Annotated in this window: 12 protein-coding genes and 1 pseudogene; 4 read left to right on the top strand and 9 right to left on the bottom strand. The window is 60.9% G+C overall.

Features of this window, described 5'->3' with window-relative positions; genetic code table 11:
- Nucleotides 1–74 precede the first annotated feature (74 nt).
- On the top strand, nucleotides 75–1,463 hold the full coding sequence (gene purB / locus AWB77_RS15610; protein WP_061135350.1) for an adenylosuccinate lyase: 1,389 nt from the start codon (nucleotides 75–77) through the stop codon (nucleotides 1,461–1,463).
- A 59-nt stretch (nucleotides 1,464–1,522) separates the two neighbouring features.
- Here the strand turns inward: purB and AWB77_RS15615 are convergent, their stop codons facing one another.
- Both AWB77_RS15615 and AWB77_RS15620 read right to left on the bottom strand, forming a co-directional pair.
- Nucleotides 1,523–2,020, bottom strand: coding sequence for a gluconokinase (locus AWB77_RS15615; protein WP_061135351.1), 498 nt, complete (start codon nucleotides 2,018–2,020; stop codon nucleotides 1,523–1,525).
- 10 nt (nucleotides 2,021–2,030) lie between these two features.
- Complete coding sequence (locus tag AWB77_RS15620) at nucleotides 2,031–3,395, bottom strand: GntP family permease (protein WP_061135352.1); 1,365 nt, start codon at nucleotides 3,393–3,395, stop codon at nucleotides 2,031–2,033.
- Here AWB77_RS15620 and AWB77_RS35805 point away from each other — a divergent pair.
- A complete protein-coding gene (locus AWB77_RS35805; protein ID WP_157694817.1) occupies nucleotides 3,381–3,719 on the top strand; it encodes a hypothetical protein in 339 nt (112 codons plus the stop codon). The genes AWB77_RS15620 and AWB77_RS35805 overlap by 15 nt on opposite strands.
- A gap of 361 nt (nucleotides 3,720–4,080) precedes the next feature.
- On the opposite strand, the gene AWB77_RS36870 is transcribed toward AWB77_RS35805, so the two are convergent.
- Nucleotides 4,081–5,271 carry a YadA family autotransporter adhesin gene (locus AWB77_RS36870; RefSeq protein ID WP_244158556.1) on the bottom strand — a complete coding sequence of 397 codons (1,191 nt, stop codon included), beginning with the start codon at nucleotides 5,269–5,271 and terminating at the stop codon, nucleotides 4,081–4,083.
- Between AWB77_RS36870 and AWB77_RS36340 the strand changes: the two genes are divergently transcribed.
- Nucleotides 5,237–6,142 (top strand): hypothetical protein, encoded by a 906-nt coding sequence (locus AWB77_RS36340; RefSeq protein ID WP_244158557.1) that lies wholly within the window; start codon nucleotides 5,237–5,239, stop codon nucleotides 6,140–6,142. The two genes, AWB77_RS36870 and AWB77_RS36340, sit on opposite strands and share 35 nt — an antisense overlap.
- On the opposite strand, the pseudogene AWB77_RS37445 reads toward AWB77_RS36340, so the two are convergent.
- The 6 genes and pseudogenes from AWB77_RS37445 to edd all read right to left on the bottom strand — a co-directional run.
- Nucleotides 6,130–13,965 (bottom strand): annotated as a pseudogene (locus tag AWB77_RS37445) (ESPR-type extended signal peptide-containing protein); the annotation flags it as partial. The gene AWB77_RS36340 and the pseudogene AWB77_RS37445 sit on opposite strands and share 13 nt — an antisense overlap.
- Nucleotides 13,966–14,238: 273 nt before the next feature.
- On the bottom strand, nucleotides 14,239–15,366 hold the full coding sequence (locus AWB77_RS15650; RefSeq protein WP_061135358.1) for a DUF2827 domain-containing protein: 1,128 nt from the start codon (nucleotides 15,364–15,366) through the stop codon (nucleotides 14,239–14,241).
- Nucleotides 15,367–15,411: 45 nt separating this feature from the next.
- The gene (locus AWB77_RS15655; protein WP_061135359.1) at nucleotides 15,412–16,563 is read right to left on the bottom strand and encodes a DUF2827 domain-containing protein; all 1,152 of its coding nucleotides are present in this window, start codon (nucleotides 16,561–16,563) and stop codon (nucleotides 15,412–15,414) included.
- Nucleotides 16,560–17,720 (bottom strand): DUF2827 domain-containing protein, encoded by a 1,161-nt coding sequence (locus AWB77_RS15660; RefSeq protein ID WP_082852666.1) that lies wholly within the window; start codon nucleotides 17,718–17,720, stop codon nucleotides 16,560–16,562. The genes AWB77_RS15655 and AWB77_RS15660 overlap by 4 nt, the downstream gene beginning before the upstream one ends.
- A 460-nt stretch (nucleotides 17,721–18,180) precedes the next feature.
- Nucleotides 18,181–18,813 (bottom strand): bifunctional 4-hydroxy-2-oxoglutarate aldolase/2-dehydro-3-deoxy-phosphogluconate aldolase, encoded by a 633-nt coding sequence (gene eda / locus AWB77_RS15665; RefSeq protein ID WP_061135360.1) that lies wholly within the window; start codon nucleotides 18,811–18,813, stop codon nucleotides 18,181–18,183.
- Between the two features lie 59 nt (nucleotides 18,814–18,872).
- On the bottom strand, nucleotides 18,873–20,822 hold the full coding sequence (gene edd / locus AWB77_RS15670; protein ID WP_061135361.1) for a phosphogluconate dehydratase: 1,950 nt from the start codon (nucleotides 20,820–20,822) through the stop codon (nucleotides 18,873–18,875).
- 299 nt (nucleotides 20,823–21,121) lie between these two features.
- On the opposite strand from edd, the gene AWB77_RS15675 reads away from it, so the two are divergent.
- Nucleotides 21,122–21,961, top strand: coding sequence for a MurR/RpiR family transcriptional regulator (locus tag AWB77_RS15675; RefSeq protein WP_061135362.1), 840 nt, complete (start codon nucleotides 21,122–21,124; stop codon nucleotides 21,959–21,961).
- Nucleotides 21,962–21,981 lie beyond the last annotated feature (20 nt).

The following is a 21,981-nucleotide window of genomic DNA, read 5'->3' on the forward strand; positions in this document are numbered from 1 at the left end:
CGCCGGGGATTGGGACGCTTCCGATGGTAAAATGCGCGGTTCTTCCGTCTTTTCCTTCCGGCTGCGCCTCAATCATGTCCGATACCCGCCCCGATACCCTCTTTGCGCTCACCGCGCTCTCGCCGCTCGACGGCCGCTACGCCGCCAAGACCGAAGCGCTGCGCGAATGGCTTTCCGAAGCCGCGTTCATGCGTCATCGCGTAACGGTCGAGATTCATTGGCTGATCGCATTGTCGCGTGCCGGTTTCGACGAAGTGCCGCGCTTTTCCGACGCGTCCGAGCAGTTCCTGCTCAGTCTCGCCGAGCGCTTCACCGCGCACGACGCGGCGCGCATCAAGGACATCGAGCGTGTTACAAATCACGACGTGAAGGCGGTCGAATACTGGCTCAAGGAATCGGTCAAGGGCCAGCCAGAACTGGAGCGCGCCAGCGAGTTCATCCACTTTGCGTGCACGTCGGAAGACATCAACAACACGTCGCACGGCCTCATGCTCGCGGGCGCGCGCGAACACGTGATCCTGCCCGCGCTGCGCTCGGTGTACGAGCGTCTCGTGAAGCTCGCGCACATGCACGCCGAGCAGCCGATGCTCTCGCGCACACACGGCCAGCCCGCCAGCCCGACGACGCTCGGCAAGGAAATCGCCAACGTTGCGGCGCGGCTTGCGCGTGCGATTACGCGCATCGAAAAGGTCGAACTGCTCGGCAAGATGAACGGCGCGGTCGGCAACTTCAACGCGCACCTGTCGGCGTATCCGGAGTTCGACTGGGAAGCGTTTTCAAAGGATGTCGTCGAGAATCGGCTGAAGCTGACGTTCAATCCGTACACGATCCAGATCGAGCCGCACGACTACATGGCCGAACTGTTCGACGCCGTCGCGCGCGCGAACACGATCCTGCTCGACCTCGATCGCGACGTGTGGGGCTACATTTCGGTCGGCTATTTCAAGCAGAAGACGAAGGCCGGCGAGATCGGCTCGTCGACGATGCCGCACAAGGTCAACCCGATCGACTTCGAGAACTCGGAAGGCAATCTCGGCCTCGCGAACGCAACGCTGCGCCATCTCGCCGACAAGCTGCCGGTCTCGCGCTGGCAACGCGACCTGACGGATTCGACGGTGCTGCGCAATATCGGCGTCGCATTCGGTTACTCGCTGCTCGCATACGACGCGCTGATCCGCGGCCTCGACAAGCTCGAAGTGAACGCGGCGCGCCTGAACGAAGACCTCGACAATACGTGGGAAGTGCTCGCGGAGCCGGTTCAGACGGTGATGCGTCGCTATGGCATCGAGAATCCGTATGAACAGCTGAAGGAACTCACGCGCGGCAAGGGCATCACGCGCGAGGCGCTGCAGGCGTTCATCGGCGGTCTGGCGATTCCGGCGGACGCGAAGAAGCTGTTGCTGGAGATGACGCCGGGTTCGTATATCGGCAAGGCGGTGGAGCTGGCGAAGCGCATCGCGTGAATCTGGCCTTGGGTTAGAACCAGAAGTGAAAAGCCCCGGAAATTTCCGGGGCTTTTTCTTTATTTACGCGACTTCAGTTTTTCCAGCACGTTATCCACGATCTGCTCTGGCGTCAGCTCGATGCTTTCCGTGATCGCTTCGTCATCGCCGGGTTCTTCGAGCGTATCCAACTGGCTCTGCAGCAGCGATGGATCGAAGAAATGGCCGGTACGCGAACCGAGACGCTCGCGCAGCACGTCCATCGTGCCGTGCAAATAGATGAAGCACACGTCGCGGTCGCCGGCGCGCAGTACGTCGCGATACGAGCGTTTCAGCGACGAGCACGTGAAGACCGCCGTCTCGCCCGCGCGCTGCTTTTCCTCGATGGCCGCACGAATGGTCTTGAGCCACGGCCAGCGATCCTCGTCGGTCAGAGGAATGCCTTTGTGCATCTTCTCCTTGTTTGCGGCGCTGTGAAACGCGTCGCCGTCGGTGAAGGTGCAATGCAGCCGCTCCGCCAACATCTCGCCGATAAGGGACTTGCCGGCACCCGACACGCCCATTGCGATCAGAATCATCGAATTCTCCTTACACGACCATCGCAAGCACGAAGGTCAAACCCAGACCCATCAGGGAGATGATCGTCTCGAGCAACGACCACGTCTTGAACGTCTGTCCGACGGTCATCCCGAAATACTCTTTGATCAGCCAGAAGCCGCCATCGTTCACGTGCGAGAAGATCAGCGAGCCGGAGCCGGTGGCGAGCACCAGCAATTCCGGGCTCGTGTGACCGCCCGCCGCCGCCGCGATCGGCGCGACGATGCCGCAGGCCGTCGTCATTGCGACCGTGGCCGAACCCGTTGCAAGACGGATCAGCGCGGCGACGAACCAGCCGAGCAACAGCGGCGACAGGTGCGCCGATGACGCGCTCGCGACGATCTGCTGCGAGATGCCGCTATCGCGCAGGACCTGGCCGAAACCGCCGCCCGCACCGACGATCAGCGTGATACCCGCGATCGGCGCGAGACATTCGCCGCAGAACTTCTGAATCTGCTCACGGTTGAAGCCTTGCTTTGCGCCGAAGGTCCAGAAGCTGACGAGCACGGCGATCAGAAGCGCCATATCCGATTGGCCAATGAAGCGCAGAAGATCGTTCGGCAGCGTTTTCGGCGTGAAGACGAGATCCGCCCAGCTTCCGACGAGCATCAGAATGACCGGCAGCAAGATCGTGAACAGCGTGATGCCGAAGCTCGGCAGATCGCGCTTCTTCTCCGTGTCGCCGTGCTTCTGGGTGAACTGGTCGGCAAGCGCGTTGGCGTCGGGCAGCTTGATGTACTTGTGGATCATCAGCGCGAACAGCGGACCGGCGACGATCGCCGTCGGCACGCCGACGATCAGACCGTAAGCGATCGTCTTGCCGATATCGGCGTGATACGCCTGCACGGCGAGCAGCGCGGCCGGGTGCGGCGGAATCAGGCCGTGCACGACGGAGAGACCAGCGACCATCGGCAAACCGATCAGCAGCAGCGACTTGCCGGTCCGCCTCGCGACGTTGAACGCGATCGGAATCAGCAGCACGAAGCCCACTTCGAAGAACACCGGCAAGCCGACGATGATCGCGACGACCATCATCGCCCAATGAATGTTCTTCTCGCCGAAGAGATTGATCAGCGTATTGGCGATGCGCTCGGCGCCGCCCGATTCGGCCATCATCTTGCCGAGCATCGTGCCGAGACCCACGACGACGGCAATGTGGCCGAGCGTATTCCCGTTGCCGGTTTCGAACGACTTCACGATCTTGTCCATCGGCATGCCGACCGCGAGGGCCAGCAAAACGGAGACGATCATGAGAACGAGGAACGGGTAAACCTTATAGCGGGCGATCATCAGGATCAGAACCGCGATCGCGATCACCGCGTAGAGCAGCAGCATGCTCCCGTGGACGGCTGGCATAACGCCTCCTTGATTTTGTTGAGGTTTTTTGCGCTATGTATGCGTTTGCCGTCGCTGCGCTGTACAGAAAGGCAACGTCCGGCAAGCGCAGACACGGCGCTGGGCAACGGAATTTTACTTGTAAGCAAGGAAGTCGGCCCGGAAATGGTCGCCGTGGCCAGTCTGTTGCAGCGTAATCGCTTCGCTGTTCGAGACACAAAAGAAAAAACCGACGTTCGATTGAACGTCGGTTTTGGTGACAACGATGAGCCGCTGAGGCTCGATCATTGGTCGGAAGTCACGCCGCCGGCTTCGAAGCCGATCCTCCAGCGCACGCGAAACTAAGTTCACGCGCGCTGCTGCCACCCGGCCTGAGTTGAGGATTGTCCAGCGCTTGAACGACGACGACTTGCTGATCCTTGCAGATTTGCGAAGCCTTCGCCATACACGTTTTTTGCGACTCGAGAACGCCCGAGCAGGTGACACGATACGCAGGCGGTTGTCCGGCGACGTTCAAGTTGCGCGTCGTTTGGACAATGCCGGTGTCTGTCGCGCACGCAGAGAGCACGCCGATGGCGGCAAAGACGGTGAGAATGAGTTTAGACATCTGAATTAGCTACCAAATCGGTTAAAGAACTGGGCGGCCGGGCGACCGCATGATTCACGGTCGCCCGGCCGCCCCGGGCGTTGGCCCGGGACGTTCGCCTTACCACCGATACGACGCGTTCGCACCGTAGACCGTGCCGTTGCGGGTCGAACCAGCGCCCGCCTTCAGCACCAGGTTCTGAGTGACGCGCAGGTTCAGCGCAACGGCTGCTGCCGCGTAGCCCTGATACGTTGCGCCACCGACGCCGAGCGACACCGTCTTGTCCTGATCGATGTTCGGGATCATCGCCAAGGCAGTAGCCGCGGCAATACCCGAGTAGGCGTTGCGGCCCACGTCCGTCACGGCGCCCTGCATGCCGTTGACCACGCTGTCCGTGTAGCTGTTGGACTGCGCGACCGCATCGTTCAACTGGTTGACGTTGACCAGATCCGTGCCTTGCTCGCCCTTCGCCACGTTGGTGATCTGACGCTCGTTGCCCACCGAGCCGACCGACACCGTGTTCGAGCGATCCGCCACCGAACTGGCACCCAGTGCAACTGAGTCGTCCGCCGTCGCATGGCTGCCCGCACCGATCGCTACCGCGCCGACGCCGCTCGCCAGCGCGCCTGCACCTTGAGCCACCGAGTTCGCACCCGTTGCCTGTGCGCCCGCTCCGCTCGCCGTTGCATGCGTGCCGCTTGCTACTGCGGCCTCCGTTGCGCGATTACCGTCCGCGGCGAACATCGGGTCGTCTCCGACCGCAACGTGGGCGATCTGGCTGCTCAGTGCATCGAGCTGTTCTTTGTTGGCGAGATCCGTCGGCGCAACACCGTCCGCAACGTTGTGGATAGCCGTACCGTTCTGCCCGCCCAGCGTGATGCTGCTGTAGTCAGTCGATCCGTCTGCCTTCGTGTCGAACGTCACGGCCGTCTTCGGCAGGCCATTCGTGCCTTCCTTGTACAAGCTCGTTTCCTTCAACTGACCCACCGTCGCAACGTCACTGTCGTCGATACCATTGGCGATGTTCGTGATGCGCAGCTTGTCGGTCGCGTTTCCGAAGGACACGGTATTCGCCTGGTCCGCCACGGCGTTGGTACCGAGCGCCACTGCGTTTTCAGCCGTGGCACTCGCATTACCACCGATCGCGATCGAGTTTTTGCCGGTCGCCGACGAGTCGATCAGGATGGAGTTGGCATGGAAGTACTTGATGCCCTTGCCGCCATTGATCGAGCTGATCGAAGTCGACATGCTCGTGACGTCATCGATCACGGTGCTGATGGTCGTCGACATCGAGCTGATGGTCGTCGACATCGAACTCACACCCGTCGACAGCGAACTGATACCCGTCGAGATCGAAGTCGACAGCGAGCTGAAGCCCGTGGAGAGCGAGCTGATGCCGGTGGACAGCGAGCTGATGCCGGTGGACAGCGAGTCGATACCGGTCGACAGCGAGCTAATGCCCGTCGAACTCGACGTGGACAGCGAGCTGATGCCCGTCGACAGCGAGTCGATACCCGTGGACAGCGAACTGATTGCCGTTGAAGTCGACGCGGACATCGAGCTGATACCCGTCGACAACGAACTGATCGCGGTCGAAGTCGAGGTCGACATCGAGCTGATGCCCGTGGACAGCGAGTCGATACCCGTGGACAGCGAGCTGACCGCCGTCGAGGTCGACGCCGACAGCGAGCTGATGCCCGTGGACAGCGAACTCACGCCCGTCGACAGCGAGCTGATCGCAGTCGAGGTCGAAACCGACAGCGAGCTCATGCCCGTCGACAGCGAGCTCACGCCCGTGGACAGCGAGTTGATACCCGTGGACAGCGAGCTAACCGCAGTCGAGGTCGACGCCGACAGCGAGCTGATGCCCGAGGACAGCGAGCTTACGCCCGTCGACAGCGAGCTGATCGCCGTCGAGGTCGACGTGGACAGCGAGCTGATACCCGTGGACAGCGAACTGACACCCGTGGACAGCGAGCTGATCGCCGTCGAGGTGGACACCGACAACGAGCTGACACCCGTCGACAGCGAGCTGATCGCCGTCGAAGTGGACGCGGACAGCGAGCTGACACCCGTCGACAGCGAGCTGATGCCCGTCGAGGTGGACGTCGACAGCGAGCTGATGCCCGTGGACAGCGAGTTGATGCCCGTCGAAGCCGAGGCCGACAGCGAGCTCAACTGACCGAAGTTCACCGCGTCGTACTGGCTCGCACCGTCAGCCACGTTCGTGAGCGTCACCGGCGCATGGCCCGAGCCGCCCAGCGTGACCTTCGAGTGCGACGCATCGTCGTACATCACGGCGTTGCTCAAGCCCGTCGACAGCGAGTTCAGCGCCGTCGAGGTCGAAGCCGACAGCGAGCTCACGCCCGTGGACAGCGAGTTGATACCCGTCGAGGTCGAGGCCGACAGCGAGCTCACGTTCGTCGACAGCGAGTTCAGACCCGTCGACAGCGAGCTGATGCCCGTCGAGGTCGATGCCGACAGCGAGTTGATCGCCGTGGAAGTCGATGTCGACAGCGAGTTCAGACCCGTCGACAGCGAACTCACGCCCGTCGACAACGAATTCACACCCGTCGACAGCGAACTGATGCCCGTGGAGGTCGAGGCCGACAGCGAGTTCAGACCCGTCGACAGCGAGCTTACGCCTGCCGACAGCGAGCTCACGCCTGCGGACAGCGAGCTCACACCTGCGGACAGCGAACTCACGCCTGCGGACAGCGAACTCACACCTGCGGACAGCGAACTCACGCCTGCGGACAGCGAACTCACGCCCGTCGACAGCGAGCTGATGCCCGTCGAGGTCGACGCCGACAGCGAGTTCAGACCCGTCGACAGCGAGCTCACGCCGGCCGACAGCGAGCTCACGCCTGCGGACAGCGAACTTACACCCGTCGACAGCGAGCTGATGCCCGTCGAGGTCGAACTCGACAGCGAGTTCAGACCCGTCGACAGCGAGCTCACGCCAGCCGACAGCGAACTCACGCCTGCGGAGAGCGAACTCACGCCTGCCGACAGCGAGCTGATGCCCGTCGAGGTCGACGCCGACAGCGAGTTCAAGCCCGTGGACAACGAATCCACGCCTGTCGACAGCGAACTGAGCGCCGTCGAGGTGGAGGCCGACAGCGAGCTCATGCCCGTGGACAGCGAGCTCACGCCCGTCGACAGCGAAGTGATCGCCGTGGAGGTCGAAGCCGACAGCGAGCTCATGCCAGTCGACAGCGAGCTAAGACCCGTCGAAGTCGAAGCCGACAGCGAGTTCAGACCCGTCGACAGCGAGCTCACGCCTGCCGACAGCGAGCTCATGCCCGTGGACAGCGAACTGATACCCGTGGAGGTCGACGCCGACAGCGAGTTCAGACCCGTCGACAGCGAACTCACGCCCGCGGACAGCGAACTCATACCCGTGGACAGCGAGCTGATACCCGTCGAGGTCGAGGCCGACAGCGAGTTCAGACCCGTCGACAGCGAGCTCACGCCTGCCGACAGCGAACTCACGCCTGCCGACAGCGAGCTGATGCCCGTCGAGGTCGAGGCCGACAGCGAGCTCATGCCCGTGGACAACGAACTCACGCCGGTCGACAGCGAGTTGATTGCCGTGGAGGTCGAAGCCGACAGCGAGCTCATGCCAGTCGACAGCGAGCTCACGCCGCTCGACAGCGAGCTGATCGCCGTGGAGGTCGAACCAGACAGCGAACTCATGCCCGTCGACAGCGAACTCACGCCTGCCGACAACGAACTGACACCGCTCGACAGCGAACTGATGCCTGCAGAAGTCGAAGCCGACAGCGAGCTCATACCCGTGGACAGCGAACTCACGCCTGCCGACAGCGAACTCACGCCTGCCGACAGCGAACTGACGCCGGTCGACAGCGAACTGATCGCCGTGGAAGTCGACGCCGACATCGAGCTGATGCCTGAGGACAGCGAGCTGATACCCGTGGACAACGACGAGACGCTGGAGGACAGCGAGTCGAAGTTGCCGTTCGAGTTCGAGAGAGCCGTCGACATCGAGTTGATGCTCGTCGAGGTCGAGCTCGACAGCGAGCTCAACTGGCCGAAGTTCACCGCGTCGTACTGGCTCGCACCGTCAGCCACGTTCGTGAGCTTGACCGGCGCATGGCCCGAACCGCCGAGCGTGACCTTCGAGTGCGTCGAGTCGTCGTACATCACGGCATTGGCCAGGCCCGTGGACAGCGAGTTCACCGCCGTCGAGGTCGAAGCCGACAACGTGCTGATGCCCGTGGACAGCGAGTTCACGCCTGTGGACAGCGAGCTGATGCCCGTGGACAGCGAGTTGATGCCCGTCGAAGTCGAAGCCGACAGTGAATTGATGGCCGTGGAGGTCGAGGCCGACAGCGAACTGATACCCGTGGACAGCGAACTGATGCCCGTGGAGGTCGAGGCCGACAGCGAACTAATACCCGTCGACAGCGAGCTGATGCCCGTGGAGGTCGACGCCGACAGCGAGCTGATGCCTGCCGACAGCGAGCTCACGCCTGCCGACAGCGAGCTGACACCCGCCGACAGCGAGCTGATGCCCGTCGAGGTCGACACCGACAGCGAGTTCAGACCCGTGGACAGCGAGCTGACGTTGGTCGACAGCGAACTCACACCGGCCGACAGCGAGCTGATGCCCGTGGAGGTCGACGCCGACAGCGAGTTCAGACCCGTCGAGAGCGAGCTTACGCCTGCGGACAGCGAACTGACGCCGGCCGACAGCGAACTCACACCCGCCGACAGCGAGCTCATGCCCGTCGAAGTCGAAGCCGACAGCGAACTGATACCCGTGGACAGCGAGCTGATGCCCGTCGACAGCGAGCTGATCGCCGTGGAGGTCGAAGCCGACAGCGAGCTGATACCCGTCGACAGCGAACTCACGCCCGTCGACAGCGAGCTGATCGCAGTCGAAGTCGAGGCCGACAGCGAACTCATGCCCGTGGACAACGAACTCACGCCTGCCGACAGCGAACTCACGCCGGCGGACAGCGAGCTGACACCCGTGGACAGCGAGCTGATGCCCGCGGAGGTCGAGGCCGACAGCGAGCTCATGCCCGTGGACAGCGAACTGATACCCGTGGACAACGACGTGACGCTGGAGGACAGCGAGTCGAAGTTGCCGTTCGAGTTCGAGATGGCCGTCGACATCGAGTTGAAGCCTGCCGAGGTCGAGCTCGACAGCGAGCTCAACTGGCCGAAGTTCACCGCGTCGTACTGGCTCTTGCCACCAGCCACGTTCGTGAGCGTCACCGGCGCATGGCCAGAGCCACCCAGCGTGACCTTCGAGTGCGTCGAGTCGTCGTACATCACGGCGTTGCTCAAGCCCGTGGACAGCGAGTTCAACGCCGTGGAAGTCGAAGCCGACAGCGAACTGATGCCCGTAGACAGCGAGTTCACGCCTGTGGACAGCGAGCTGATACCCGTGGACAGCGAGCTGATGCCCGTGGAGGTCGAAGCCGACAGCGAGCTGATTGCCGTGGAGGTCGAAGACGACAGCGAGCTCATGCCCGTCGAGAGCGAACTGATGCCCGTCGAGGTCGAAGCCGACAGCGAGCTCATGCCGCTCGACAGCGAGCTGATGCCCGTGGAGGTCGAGGCCGACAGCGAGCTCATGCCCGTGGACAACGAACTCACGCCCGTCGAAAGCGAACTGATCCCAGTCGAGGTCGAAGCCGACAGCGAGCTCATGCCAGTCGACAGCGAGCTCACGCCGCTCGACAGCGAGCTGATCGCCGTGGAGGTCGAGCCAGACAGCGAGTTAAGACCCGTCGACAGCGAACTTACGCCTGCCGACAACGAACTGACGCCGCTCGACAGCGAGCTGATGCCTGCCGAGGTCGAAGCCGACAACGAGTTCATGCCCGTGGACAGCGAGCTTACACCTGCGGACAGCGAGCTCACGCCAGCCGACAGCGAACTCACGCCGCTCGACAGCGAGCTGATCGCCGTGGAAGTCGACGCGGACATCGAGCTGATGCCTGAGGACAGCGAGCTGATACCCGTGGACAGCGACGAAACGCTGGAGGACAGCGAGTCGAAGTTGCCGTTCGAGTTCGAGACAGCCGTCGACAATGAGTCGATGCTCGTCGAGGTCGAGCTCGACAGCGAGCTCAATTGACCGAAGTTCACCGCATCATACTTGCTTGCACCGTCCGCCACATTGGTGAGCGTAACCGGCGCATGGCTCGAACCGCCCAGCGTGACCTTCGAGTGCGTCGAGTCGTCGTACATCACGGCATTCGCCACACCCGTGGACAACGAGTTCAATGCCGTCGAGGTCGAAGCCGACAGCGTGCTCATGCCCGTCGACAGCGAATCGACGCCGCTCGCTGCGGTGCTCAGGCCCGTCGACACCGAGTTGATACCCGTAGACGTGGACGTAGACAGACTGTTCAGGCCGCTATCGGCTGTGCTGATGCCGGTAGAAAGGGAGCTGACGCTGCCGGACACGGACGCGGACAGCGAATTGATGACGTCGCCGCTCGCGGTAGAAGCTGCCGTCGACAACGAATTCAGTCCCGTCGACACGGACGACGACAGCGACGTCAGCTGCCCGAAGTTCACCGCATCGAGCTTGCTTGCGCCGTCGGCCACGTTCGTAAGCTTCACCGGTGCATGGCCCGTGCCGCCCAGTGTCACGGAAGAATGGGTCGAATCGTCGTACATCACCGCATCCGCCAACACCGTCGACAGGCTGCCGACCGCGCTGTTCGTGGTGCTGAGACCGGTGGCCAGAAGGCCGACCCTGCTGTTGGTTGTGCTCAGGCCTGTCGACAGCGAATTCACCGTGCTCGAGAGCGACGTAACGTTGCTGTTGGTCGTGCTGAGGCCGGTCGACAGGCTGCTGATGGCGCTGGTCGCCGTGCTGAGACCCGACGACAACGAACTGACGCCGCTCGACATCGACGAGGAAAGCGTCACCTGGCTGGCCGAAAGGCTATCGACATTGCTGTTCGTCGTGCTCAAGCCTGTCGACAGCGAACTTACGACGCTGCCGGTCGTGCTCACACCGGTGGAGAGTGAACTCACCGTCGAGGACAGGCTCGTGACGTTGCTATCGGTCGTGCTCAGCCCCGTCGACAAGCTGTTCACTTTGCTGTTTGTCGTGCTGAGGCCGGCAGACAGGCTGCTCACAGAACTGTTGGTCGCGCTCAAGCCCGTGGAGAGCGAGGCGATACCGGTAGATGCCGAGGTCGACAGCGTGCTCATGCCGGTCGAAAGGCTGGTGACCTTGCTGTTCGTGGTGCTCAGGCCGGTCGACAGGCTATCCACCTTGCTGCTCGTGGTGCTGAGGCCAGCGGAAAGGCTGCTGACCGCGCTGTTGGTCGTGCTGAGACCTGTGGACAACGAAGTTACCGTGCTGGACAACGAGCTTACCGTGCTGTTGGTCGAGCTCAGACCCGTCGACAGACTATCGACGTTGCTGTTGGTCGTGCTCAGACCGGTCGACAGGCTATCCATCTTGCTGCTCGCCGTGCTCAGACCCGTCGAGAGGCTATCCACCTTGCTGCTTGCCGTGCTCAGGCCGCTCGACAGCGAACTGACGCCGGTCGAAGTGGAGGCCGACAAAGACGACAGGCTGGTGGAAAGCGTGCCCACCGTACTGTTCGTGGTGCTCAGCCCCGTAGACAGGCTGTTCACCTTGCTCGTGGTCGAACTGAGGCCGGTGGACAGGCTGCTGACTACGCTGTTGGTCGTGCTTAACCCGGTCGACAGCGAACTCACGCTGCTCGACAGACTCGAGACATTGCTGCTGGTCGTGCTCAAGCCGGTGGAGAGACTGTCAACCTTGCTGCTAGCCGTGCTTACGCCGGTCGAGAGCGAACCGACGGTGCTATTGGTTGTGCTCAGTGCCGTGGACATGCTGTTCACACCCGTGGACATGGAACTGACCATGCTGTTCGTGGTGCTCAGACCCGTCGACAAGGAACTGACCGTGCTCTTGGTGGTGCTCAAACCGGTAGACAACGAACTGACCGTGCTGTTGGTCGTGCTAAGTCCGGTGGACAGGCTGTCTACCTTGCTGCTGGTCGTGCTCAGACCGGTCGACAGCGATGTGATGCCCGTGGAAGCGGACGATGACAGCGAACTCAGGTCTGTGGACAGACTAGTTACCGTACTGCTGATCGTGCTTACGCCGGTGGATAGAGAATTCACCGTGACCGCGGTTGTGCTCAGGCCGGTAGAGAGACTGTCCGCTTTGCTGCTGACCGTGCTGAGCCCCGTGGAAAGGCTGTTCGTCTTGCTGGTCGCCGTGCTAAGGCCGGTGGAGAGGCTGCTGACGGAGCTGTTCGCAGTGCTCAAACCGGTGGAAAGGGATCCGACACTGGTCGAGACCGATGCTGAGAATGTCGAGAAGCCGCTGGACAGGCTATCGACGTTGCTCGTCGTGGTGCTCAGAGCGGTCGACAGGCTCGACACCACAGTATTGGTGTTATTCAGACCTGTCGACAGTGAGCTCACCGCGCTGTTGGTCGTGCTCATGCCAGTCGACAGTGAATTCACCGCGCTGTTGGTCGTGCTCAAACCGGACGACAGCGAGCTCACCGCACTGACGGTGCTGCTCAAGCCGATCGAGAGCGAACTCACCGCGCTGTTGGTCGTGCTCAGACCTGTCGAAAGCGAACTGACTGCGACGTTAGTCGTGCTCAGACCAGAGGAAAGGGAACTCACCGCGCTGTTGGCAGTGCTCAAGCCGGTCGAGAGGCTCGTCACCGAACTGGTAACAGTACTCAAACCCGTTGAAAGACTGCTTACCGAGCTATTCGTGGTGCTCAGACCCGTGGAGAGACTATTGACCGATCCGTTCGCGGTGCTGACGACGCTCGACAGGCTTCCCACAGCGCTGGTTGTCGTGCTGACAACCGTGGACATGCTGTCAACCTTGCCCGAGATCGTACTCAGGCTGATCGAGACACTGCTCACCATGCCGCTGGCAGTGCTCAGCCCAGTGGAAAGGGAGCTCAGCCCGACCGAAACTGACCCGGACAACGTGCTCAATCCCGTGGAGGCAGACGTGGAAAGCGAACTGAGGCTGGTGGACAGACTCGTCACCTTGCTGCTGGTAGTACTCACCGTGGTAGATAGCGAACTTACCGTGGTCGACATCGACGCCACCGACGTCGACATAGACCCGGTGATAGTCGAAGTGGTCGTCGAGAGGCTGTTCCACGCCGTCGACATTGAATTGATGGCGGTCGAGGCGCTGGTTGAGACCGAATTTAGGCCGGTGGACAACGAAACAACAGCGGTAGACATGCTCGCCGTTGCGCCAGCCACGCCAGCCGACATTGAACTGACCGCCGTAGACATCGACGTGAAGCCGTAGTTGATCGTCGAGACGGTAGTGCTCACCGAACCTGAGAGAGATGCCAATTGCCCGAAATTAACCGCATCCGAGGCTGCTACGCCGTTGGCTACATTGCTCAGGATGCCACCAGAGAACGAGGTCGTTGGGGCATTGAATACAAGGTTCGCCGCTTGCATCTTAATGTTACCGTCGGCACCGACAGTGATGTAGTTGGCGCCGTCGCCCGCTATCACCACTCCGGTCAGCGTCCCGCCCCCGATGGTCGAACAGTCAGACGGATTGGTTGTAGTTCCTGACGAATTGAACCCATAACCTGACGCGCCGGTACACGCCGACATACCGACTGCCCAAGCACTCGAGCCACCAAAGAGTAGAGCAACGGAAGCGCCGATCCCGGCCGCTTTGCGTACTACACTCTTCGGACCAATGTCCTCACATTGAGCGACGAATGCGTTTAGCGCTTCCTGACCGACTTCCAGATTGCATACCGCGCCACCGGCATTTTTCTTGCCGCACGCCATTGCCGTCTCAGCGACTGCGACGAACGTCCCTACTTTCTCATTCCAGATACTGCGGTATGACTTGTTCATAAACCGAATTGACCCACAAAAAAACGAGCGTCTTTTACAAAAACAAATGGAAACAACTTTGACCACCGCAGAGAATAGTGGGGAGCCCCCCCTCGATGAAGCGGACATGTCCTAAATTCACGCGGACTTTCACAAACCGTACGGATGCATTCCTGGATGCATCTTTTTCGGAAAAAACTTATTGAAACTATCTTATTTAGGATGACCAACTAACCTGCCCTGGCAAACTGCAACTTCTATGACACTTCTTGCACCTTTTCAGCGAAAATCCGTCGGCTGCTATGAATAAAAGATTCGGGAAACACAATACGCCATGTCTGATTTCTTAATCAGACATGGCGTCTTAGACCCTTCGATGAAGCGATAGCGGGCGAGCTACGCTCAGCGCAACGGCTTAGCGACGAGCGCGTCGAGAAGGCCAGTGTAGCCTTTGACCAACTCGGCGTTATTCGGGAGATAACGGGCGATCAACGCACGCTGCTTATCTCGATATTGCGCAACTTGCGAGTCGTGCTGGTCGATGACTTCGACAACCCGCTGCGCGCCTTCGCACACATTGTTGTCTCGGTAGTAGTAGCCGAGATCGGTACACAACGTTGCATTGTGTACGAGCGGATAACCCTGCCAGCACACCTCAAGATAGAAGTAATTCAGCGGATTTTCCCACTGATGCGACACAATGATGTCCGTCTTCTCTGCAAGGAAAGTCGGCGTGTCGAAGCGGCCGAGAAACACCGCCTTGTGATTCCGCACGATGTCGAGCTGGTTCATCAGCGCGATGAACTCCCGGCACTGCGTAGCGAGATGCTGCGCATTCGTGACCTGAAGCAATTCGATGTCGTTGGGCCGTTCGCGGTAAGCCATCTCCGCGATCATCGCCGGATAGAGACAGAATTTCACGACATTGATGTTCGGCTCCATCACGCTCAGGCGGCGCGGACCAGCTTTCGGCTGATATTCGCCCGAATGCGGCAGCGATGCGGTGCGCGCGTTAAGAAAAATCGGGCTCCAGATGAACGGCACGACCTGCGCTGTCTGCCGGCGCATCACCTCGAAATACGGCGCACTGATGTTCGCGACCTGCGGAATCATCCAGATATCGTCGTACCGCTGATTGACGAACAAGTTGTCGCCGAAACTCGGCTTGTTGAACAGGATCGACTCCATTGCGTGGACGTATTCGAATCCGCAGCAATAAGAGACGAGCCGTGCGCCACGCCGTTTCAGGTAATCCGTAGCATTACCGTCGATCTGGCCGCCGAGTTCGATCAACACGTCGACGTTGTCTTTTGCGTCGTCGAAAGTGACGGTGGGCCAGCGCTCGAGATCCCAAGGCAACTGTTTCGTGATGGCCACATGCGTCGTGTTGACGAGCACGACGCTCTCTACATTCGGACAGTTCTTAAGCGCTTCAGCGAGAAAGACCGCGTTCTGCTTGATACCGTTGTTCCAAAGCGTCTCAGCCTCGTGAAACAGACCGATGGTGATGCCAATGCGCAATTTCTTCATTCCAAGTAACTCCGTGGCCTTGCGGCCGAATGCCGGGCTTCCGACTTACGCCTTGGCGTAGACGGCTTCGATAGCTTCGGTGTAGATCCGCACGTTGTCTTCGTTTTCCGGATCGAGCGTGTGCAGGAACTTCTTTGCGGTCGCGCGATAGCTCTCCAGATTCTCATCGTGTTCGGCGAACGCCCGAAGCAGTGCGCGTCCACCCTCTTCGCAGTCGAAGTCGTGATAGCGGTATCCGCAATCGCCGATCAGATGGGAGTTGTGAATGAGCGGATAGCCGCCGTGGAGCGCCTCGTAATACACGTAGTTCTGCGGGTTTTCCCACTGGTGACTGACGACCGCGTCGACAGAAGCCGGCACGATCTGCGCGAAGGGGAAGCGTCCTTCGAAGTTGCCGAGCCCGTGCTTAACGTAATCGAGGCTATGCGCGAAGCCGTTGAACGCCGCGTGATCCTTCAGCTTGAATGTGTTGTATGCCCATACGCGTTCAAGCATGTCCGGGTTTTCACGATGCGCGGCGTCGCACGCCAGCATCGGGATGTAACTCGTTTTCACCATGCAGACGTTCGGCTCGAAGATGCCCACGCGCCAACGCTTCCGCCCCGGTTGGTAGCCGAATTTGAGGCCGTTTGGCAATTTCGCGGCTTCGCGGTCGAGCACAACTGGGCTCCACAGATGCGGCATCAGCTTCACCGGCGCACGAAACAGCGTCTCGTAATAGGGCTTGCAGGAGACTTCGTACTCGGGCAGCGTCCAGACTTCATCGTAGGGCGCGCCCGAAATGAGCAGCGCGTGCTGGAGGTTGAACACCATCCGTTCGATGTCAATGACGTAGTCGTTACCGACGCGCATCGTAATGACTTTCCCGCCGCGCTCACGGAACTTCACCGCCCATTCGCGGCTGAGTTGCGCACTCATTTCGATCATGACGTCGAGTTTCGACATGGCTGTTTCCATGTCGATCAACGGTACCGGCGAGTCCGACAAGAAGCGCTTCGCGTCTTCAGGGCCGCCGTCGCCGCCGCCCGTCACCAGGTACGTAGACTTCACGCGCGGCGAGCGCAGCAACAACATGACGAGATACAGACAGTTCTGAAAAATACCGTTTTCCCAGAGCGACTGCTCGCCCTTGCGGATGAAGATCGAAACGCCGACATTGATCCGCTCCGGCATGCGGGATTTGCTTTGCGTGTTCATGCGCGTACCTCGAGCTTGCTTCCCTGACAAAGGTTGACCAACCGGTCTGCGAGCGCATCCAGGTTTGTCTGATTGAACGGGCTCACCGAATCGATGACGCGCTTGGCGTTTGCGCGGTAGGCGTCGAGATTCTCGTCATGCTCGCGGAAGGCGCGCAGCAATTGACGTCCGCCTTCCTGTGCATCGAAGCTGGGATAGTAGTAACCCGCCTCTTTCAGCCACGGCGAGTTGTGAATGAGCGGATAGCCGCCGTAAAGCACGTCCAGATACAGATAGTTCTGGTCATTGCCCCATTGGTGAGACACCACGGCGTCGGTGTACTGGGACATGAAGCCGGCGATGTCGTTTCGGCCGTGGAACGTGGCCTTCGAATCCTTCACGAGATCCAGCGAGTTGGCCATGTACACGAGCGTGGGGTGATCCTTCATGTGCATCGCGTTGAGCACGTGCATGGCGGACACGCTCGAACGGTCTGCACGGTAGGATTCCTCGCAGACAAGCATGGGAATGCTCGACGTTTTCACTACCGAAATATTCGGCTCAAAAATACCGACACGGAAACCTTGCGGCTGAATGGCAGGATCGGCCGCCTTGCTCGAGCGGCGCTCGTAGCCGAAACGCAGACCGTGCTCTTCCACTTCCGCAATGCGTTTCTCGATGAACTGCGGATGCCAGATGAACGGGATGAGATGGGTGGGGCAGCGGTGCAGCGTGCGCATCATGGGGATGGAGAGACGGTCCTTCGACATCAGCCAGACTTCGTCGTACCGCTCGGGACGCATGACGTGTACAGGCTTGTCGAATACCGGCGCCTCGATCAGTCCGACATACGGCTGGCCGCAGCAGTAGTAGACCACCTTCTTGCCACGCGCCCGCATGAGGTCGAGCCATTGCGTGTCGAGCGCACCGCCCATTTCAAAGATGACGTCGACGGCATCGGTCGCTTCTGGGATGCGCATAATGCGCAGGCCTTTCGAAGCGGCGTCGACTTGTGGCGGTAATGCGTTTTGGTCGCCTACGTCAATCAGTGAAACACTCTCGATGAATGGAAGCTTTTGCAGCGCTTCCGACAGAAAGATCACGTTTTGACCAAGGCCGTTTTGCCAGATGTTTTGGCCTTGATGCGTGACGACTGAAATTCCGACTCGAATGGTCATCGGATTTGCACCCTGAAAAGAAACAATTGCGCTTTAAGAAAGAGAAGTCCCGCGGTATTCGTTCGCGGCGGCTCGCCAAGACTTAAGCGGCGGGCGGCATGGCGGTGCTAAATGCAAGCAGCGTCGGCGGAGGTAGGAGTATTCCCAAAAAACACGTTGGGATCCCCTAATTTTGAACGCTTCCGCATTTAAAAATACAAGGAACGTCTGGAATATAAATATATAGAAAGATCGATGAAATTCCCAGCCGGCCTAAAGCAATTGAGAACAGTCTTAGGTGATTCTCAGATGACGAGCGATCAGTCTTAATCACATTCGTTTTAGTCATTAGAAATATTCTGCTTCGCGAAATGAAAAAGACTGCGGCAGGTTGCCGCCAATGAGGAAATCAGGAAGGGCAAAAAAAAACGCGTTCGACCGCTTAAACGGTCGAACGCGCTTTCACGACGCGCAAGAAGCCTTATTGCGGCGGAGCCAGCTCGCTCGCTGCGCGCGCCAGCCGCGTAACCTCATCCCAATCCTGCGCGGCGAGCGCCGCCTTGGGCGTCAACCATGAACCGCCAACGCACACCACGTTCGGTTGCGCGAGAAAGTTCGTGGCGGTTTCGGCCGTGATTCCGCCCGTCGGACAGAATTTCAGGTTAGGAAACGGACCGTAGAACGCTTGTAGCATCGGAATGCCGCCCGCTTGCTGCGCGGGAAAGAACTTGACGATCTCGTAGCCCAATTCCATCGCGGTGATGATGTCACTCGGCGTCATCACGCCCGGCAAAAGCGGCAAGCCGGCGTCCTGCGCGGCCTTATGCATGTCCTTCGTGAGACCGGGCGATACGCCGAATTGCGCGCCCGCCTTCTTCGCCTGCGCACAGTGCTCGGGCTTCGTGATGGTGCCCACGCCGACGACGATATCGTCCGCCAGCTGGCTCGCGCGCTCAATCGCGCCGATGCCCGCCGGCGTGCGCAGCGTGATTTCCAGCACCTTCACGCCGCCCGCATGCAGCGCGCGCGACACATGCTCGCCTTGCTCGATCGTTTCGAAAGCCAGAACCGGAATCACCGGACCCAAACGCACGATCTCGCTAACTGTTTTCATTTGATGCGACTCCTGTTTTGTGTGCGGCGTCTTGCCGTCCCGCCGCGTCTTTCGAAAGTTCAATGATGCGTCGCGTGCGCCTTGTTCAGCGCCGACGCCGCGGCGCGCGCATTGTCGCGAAGCGGATTGCGCTCGTGCGACCCGGCGTCCTTTGCCTGCCCGTCGTGCGCCGCGCCCGCGCCGATCAACGCGCCAAACACGGACGCGCCCTCTTCCGCCGGCAATGCCGCGCTGCGGAACACGCCGAAGAGTTCGCGGCCGAAGCCCGCTTCGTTCTGCGCCTGATGCAATGGCGCGGCGACCTCGCGCGCGTCCCATTCCTGCGCGTCGATCTCGATGTCGAGCACGCCCGCAGGCGCGTCGATCACGAGCGTGTCGCCGGTGCGCACCTTGCCGAGCGGCCCTTGCAGCAACGCTTCCGGCGATACATGAATGACCGCCGGCACCTTGCCCGATGCGCCCGACATGCGGCCATCGGTTACGAGCGCGACGTGAAAGCCCTGATCCTGTAGCACGCCGAGCAGCGGCGTCAATCGATGCAACTCGGGCATGCCGTTCGCCCGCGCGCCCTGGAAGCGCACGACCGCGACAAAATCGCGCTTGAGCTCGCCCTTGTCGAACGCTTCCTGCACTTCTTCCTGCGAGTCGAAGACGATGGCCGGCGCCTTCACCACGCGATGCTCCGGCGCGACCGCCGAAATCTTGATGACGCCGCGTCCGAGTTTGCCCTGCATCAACCGCAAGCCGCCGTCCGGCTGAAAGGGCTCGCCGATGCCGCGCAGCACCTTCGTGTCGTGGCTTTCCTGCGCGCCGTCGACCCACTGCAATTTGCCGTCGATGAGCTTCGGCTCCTTCGTGTAATGCGACAGCCCGCGTCCGGCGACCGTCTGAACGTCCTCATGCAGCAGACCGCCTGCGAGGAGATTGCGCACGAGGAAAGCGACGCCGCCCGCTGCGTGGAAATGATTCACGTCGGCCTTGCCGTTCGGATAGATCTTCGCGAGCAGCGGCACGACTTGCGACAACTCGTCGAAATCGTTCCAGTCGATCACGATGCCCGCCGCCCGCGCGATCGCCACGAGGTGCAGCGTGTGATTGGTCGATCCGCCCGTTGCGAGCAGCGCAACGATGCCGTTGACGATAGCCTTTTCATCGACGACATGGCCGATCGGCGTGTAATTGCCGCGCTCGAGCGTCAGATCGAGCACGCGGCGCGCGGCTTCGGCCGTGAGCGCGTCGCGCAGCGGCGTATGCGGATGCACGAACGCCGAGCTCGGCAGATGCAGGCCCATCACTTCCATCAGCATCTGATTGCTGTTGGCGGTGCCGTAGAACGTGCAGGTGCCGTGACCGTGATACGCCGCCGCTTCGGCTTCGAGGAGCGCGCCGCGATCGCATTGCCCGGTCGCGAACTCCTGGCGCACTTTCGCCTTTTCGTCGTTGGTGAGGCCGCTCGTCATCGGACCGGCGGGCACGAAGATCGTCGGCAGATGGCCGAATTGCAGCGCGCCGATCGCGAGGCCGGGCACGATCTTGTCGCAGATGCCGAGGCACAGCGCCGCGTCGAACATGTTGTGCGTGAGCGCGACCGCCGTGCTCATCGCGATGACTTCGCGCGAAAAGAGCGACAGCTCCATGCCCGCGTTGCCTTGCGTGATGCCGTCGCACATGGCCGGCACGCCGCCCGCGAATTGCGCGATACCGCCGTGCTCGCGCGCCGCCTGCTTGATGATGTCCGGGAAGCTCTTGTACGGCGCGTGCGCGGAAAGCATCTCGTTATAAGACGACACGATGCCGATGTTCGGCTCGCGCACCGCCTTGATGGCGATCTTCTCCTGGCCTTCGAGACCGGCGAATCCGTGCGCCAGATTCGCGCACGACAGCGCGCCGCGTGCCGGGAACAGGCCGTGCGCCGCGTCGATGCGCGCGAGATAGGCCGCGCGCGTCGCCTTGCTGCGCTCGATGATTCGATCGGTGACTTTCTTGAGTTGCGAATGCGGGGAAACCATCGATGCTCCTTCGTCTCACTCCCGGCGCGCCTGCCGTTGAGATTGGGTTGAACGTTGCGAGGAACGGCGGCTTGCTCTTGTTTTGTGGTTCGTCGCCGTGTCTCGCGAGTTTAGGAGAAAAACTACACGAATTCAACGAGAAACTGACTCATCTTCTTAAGCGAATATGTAGCTTGAACGCTTTTAGGATGGACATCTTCGGGATTTCCCTAACACTACACATATCCATCTTGTAGTATTTGTACAAAGCCGATCGTCGGCTATAGTCCGTAGCAATTTCAGAATAGGCGAGAATTCCGATGTTGCTGTCCCAAGTCGAAGCCATGCGCGAGCAACTGCGTCCGTCCGAGCGGAAACTGGCCGATTACGTGCTCGAAGCGCCCCGCGAGGTCCTCGACCTGTCGATGACGGACTTCGCCGCGCGCGCGGGCGTCAGCCAGCCGACCATCGCGCGCTTCTGTCAGGCGCTCGGCTTCTCCGGGTTCCGTGAATTCAAGATTCGTCTCGCGCAAAGCGTAGCAGCGGACGTTCCCACGGTATATCGCGACGTCCGCACCGACGAGCCGCCCGCCGGCGTCGCGGCGAAAGTGCTCGACCGGACCATCGGCGCGCTGATCGCGGTGCGCAACAGTTTGTCGTCGGACAGCGTCGCCGCGGCAATCGCGATTCTTGCGGAAGCACGGCGCATCGAGTTTTACGGCGCGGGCGGCTCGGGCATCGCCGCGCTCGACATGCAGCACAAATTTTTTCGATTGGGCGTGCCGTCTGTCGCATACTCCGACCCGCATACGTACACCACCTCCGCCGCATTGCTGGGCGCGGGCGATGTAGTCGTCGCGATATCGAATACGGGACGCACGCGGGACATTCTCGATGCGTGCAAATCGGCGTTGAATGGCGGCGCGAAGGTCATTGCGATCACGCATGGCAATTCGCCGCTCGCGCGTCTCGCGAGCGTCGGATTGTTCGCCAATGTCGATGAAGACACCGATATCTTTTCGCCAATGACATCGCGCGTGTCGCATCTCGCGATCGGCGACATTCTGGCGGTCGGGCTGGCGCTGGCGCGCGGCCCGGCGCTCGCCGAAAAGCTCGCGGAAGCGAAGGACGTGCTCGAGGGGCGGCGAGTGGGAGTGTAGGCGGCAAAGCTTCGATGCCT

The organism is Caballeronia fortuita, from assembly GCF_001544835.2.
GTDB classification, from domain to species: domain Bacteria; phylum Pseudomonadota; class Gammaproteobacteria; order Burkholderiales; family Burkholderiaceae; genus Caballeronia; species Caballeronia fortuita.

Coding starts and splice junctions, on each gene's coding strand:
- purB (WP_061135350.1), top strand. CDS start 75: ATGTCCGATACCCGCCCCGATACCCTCTTTGCGCTCACCGCGCTCTCG.
- AWB77_RS15615 (WP_061135351.1), bottom strand. CDS start 2,020: ATGATTCTGATCGCAATGGGCGTGTCGGGTGCCGGCAAGTCCCTTATC.
- AWB77_RS15620 (WP_061135352.1), bottom strand. CDS start 3,395: ATGCCAGCCGTCCACGGGAGCATGCTGCTGCTCTACGCGGTGATCGCG.
- AWB77_RS36340 (WP_244158557.1), top strand. CDS start 5,237: ATGGTCGTCGACATCGAGCTGATGGTCGTCGACATCGAACTCACACCC.
- AWB77_RS36870 (WP_244158556.1), bottom strand. CDS start 5,271: ATGTCGACGACCATCAGCTCGATGTCGACGACCATCAGCACCGTGATC.
- AWB77_RS15650 (WP_061135358.1), bottom strand. CDS start 15,366: ATGAAGAAATTGCGCATTGGCATCACCATCGGTCTGTTTCACGAGGCT.
- AWB77_RS15655 (WP_061135359.1), bottom strand. CDS start 16,563: ATGAACACGCAAAGCAAATCCCGCATGCCGGAGCGGATCAATGTCGGC.
- AWB77_RS15660 (WP_082852666.1), bottom strand. CDS start 17,720: ATGACCATTCGAGTCGGAATTTCAGTCGTCACGCATCAAGGCCAAAAC.
- eda (WP_061135360.1), bottom strand. CDS start 18,813: ATGAAAACAGTTAGCGAGATCGTGCGTTTGGGTCCGGTGATTCCGGTT.
- edd (WP_061135361.1), bottom strand. CDS start 20,822: ATGGTTTCCCCGCATTCGCAACTCAAGAAAGTCACCGATCGAATCATC.
- AWB77_RS15675 (WP_061135362.1), top strand. CDS start 21,122: ATGTTGCTGTCCCAAGTCGAAGCCATGCGCGAGCAACTGCGTCCGTCC.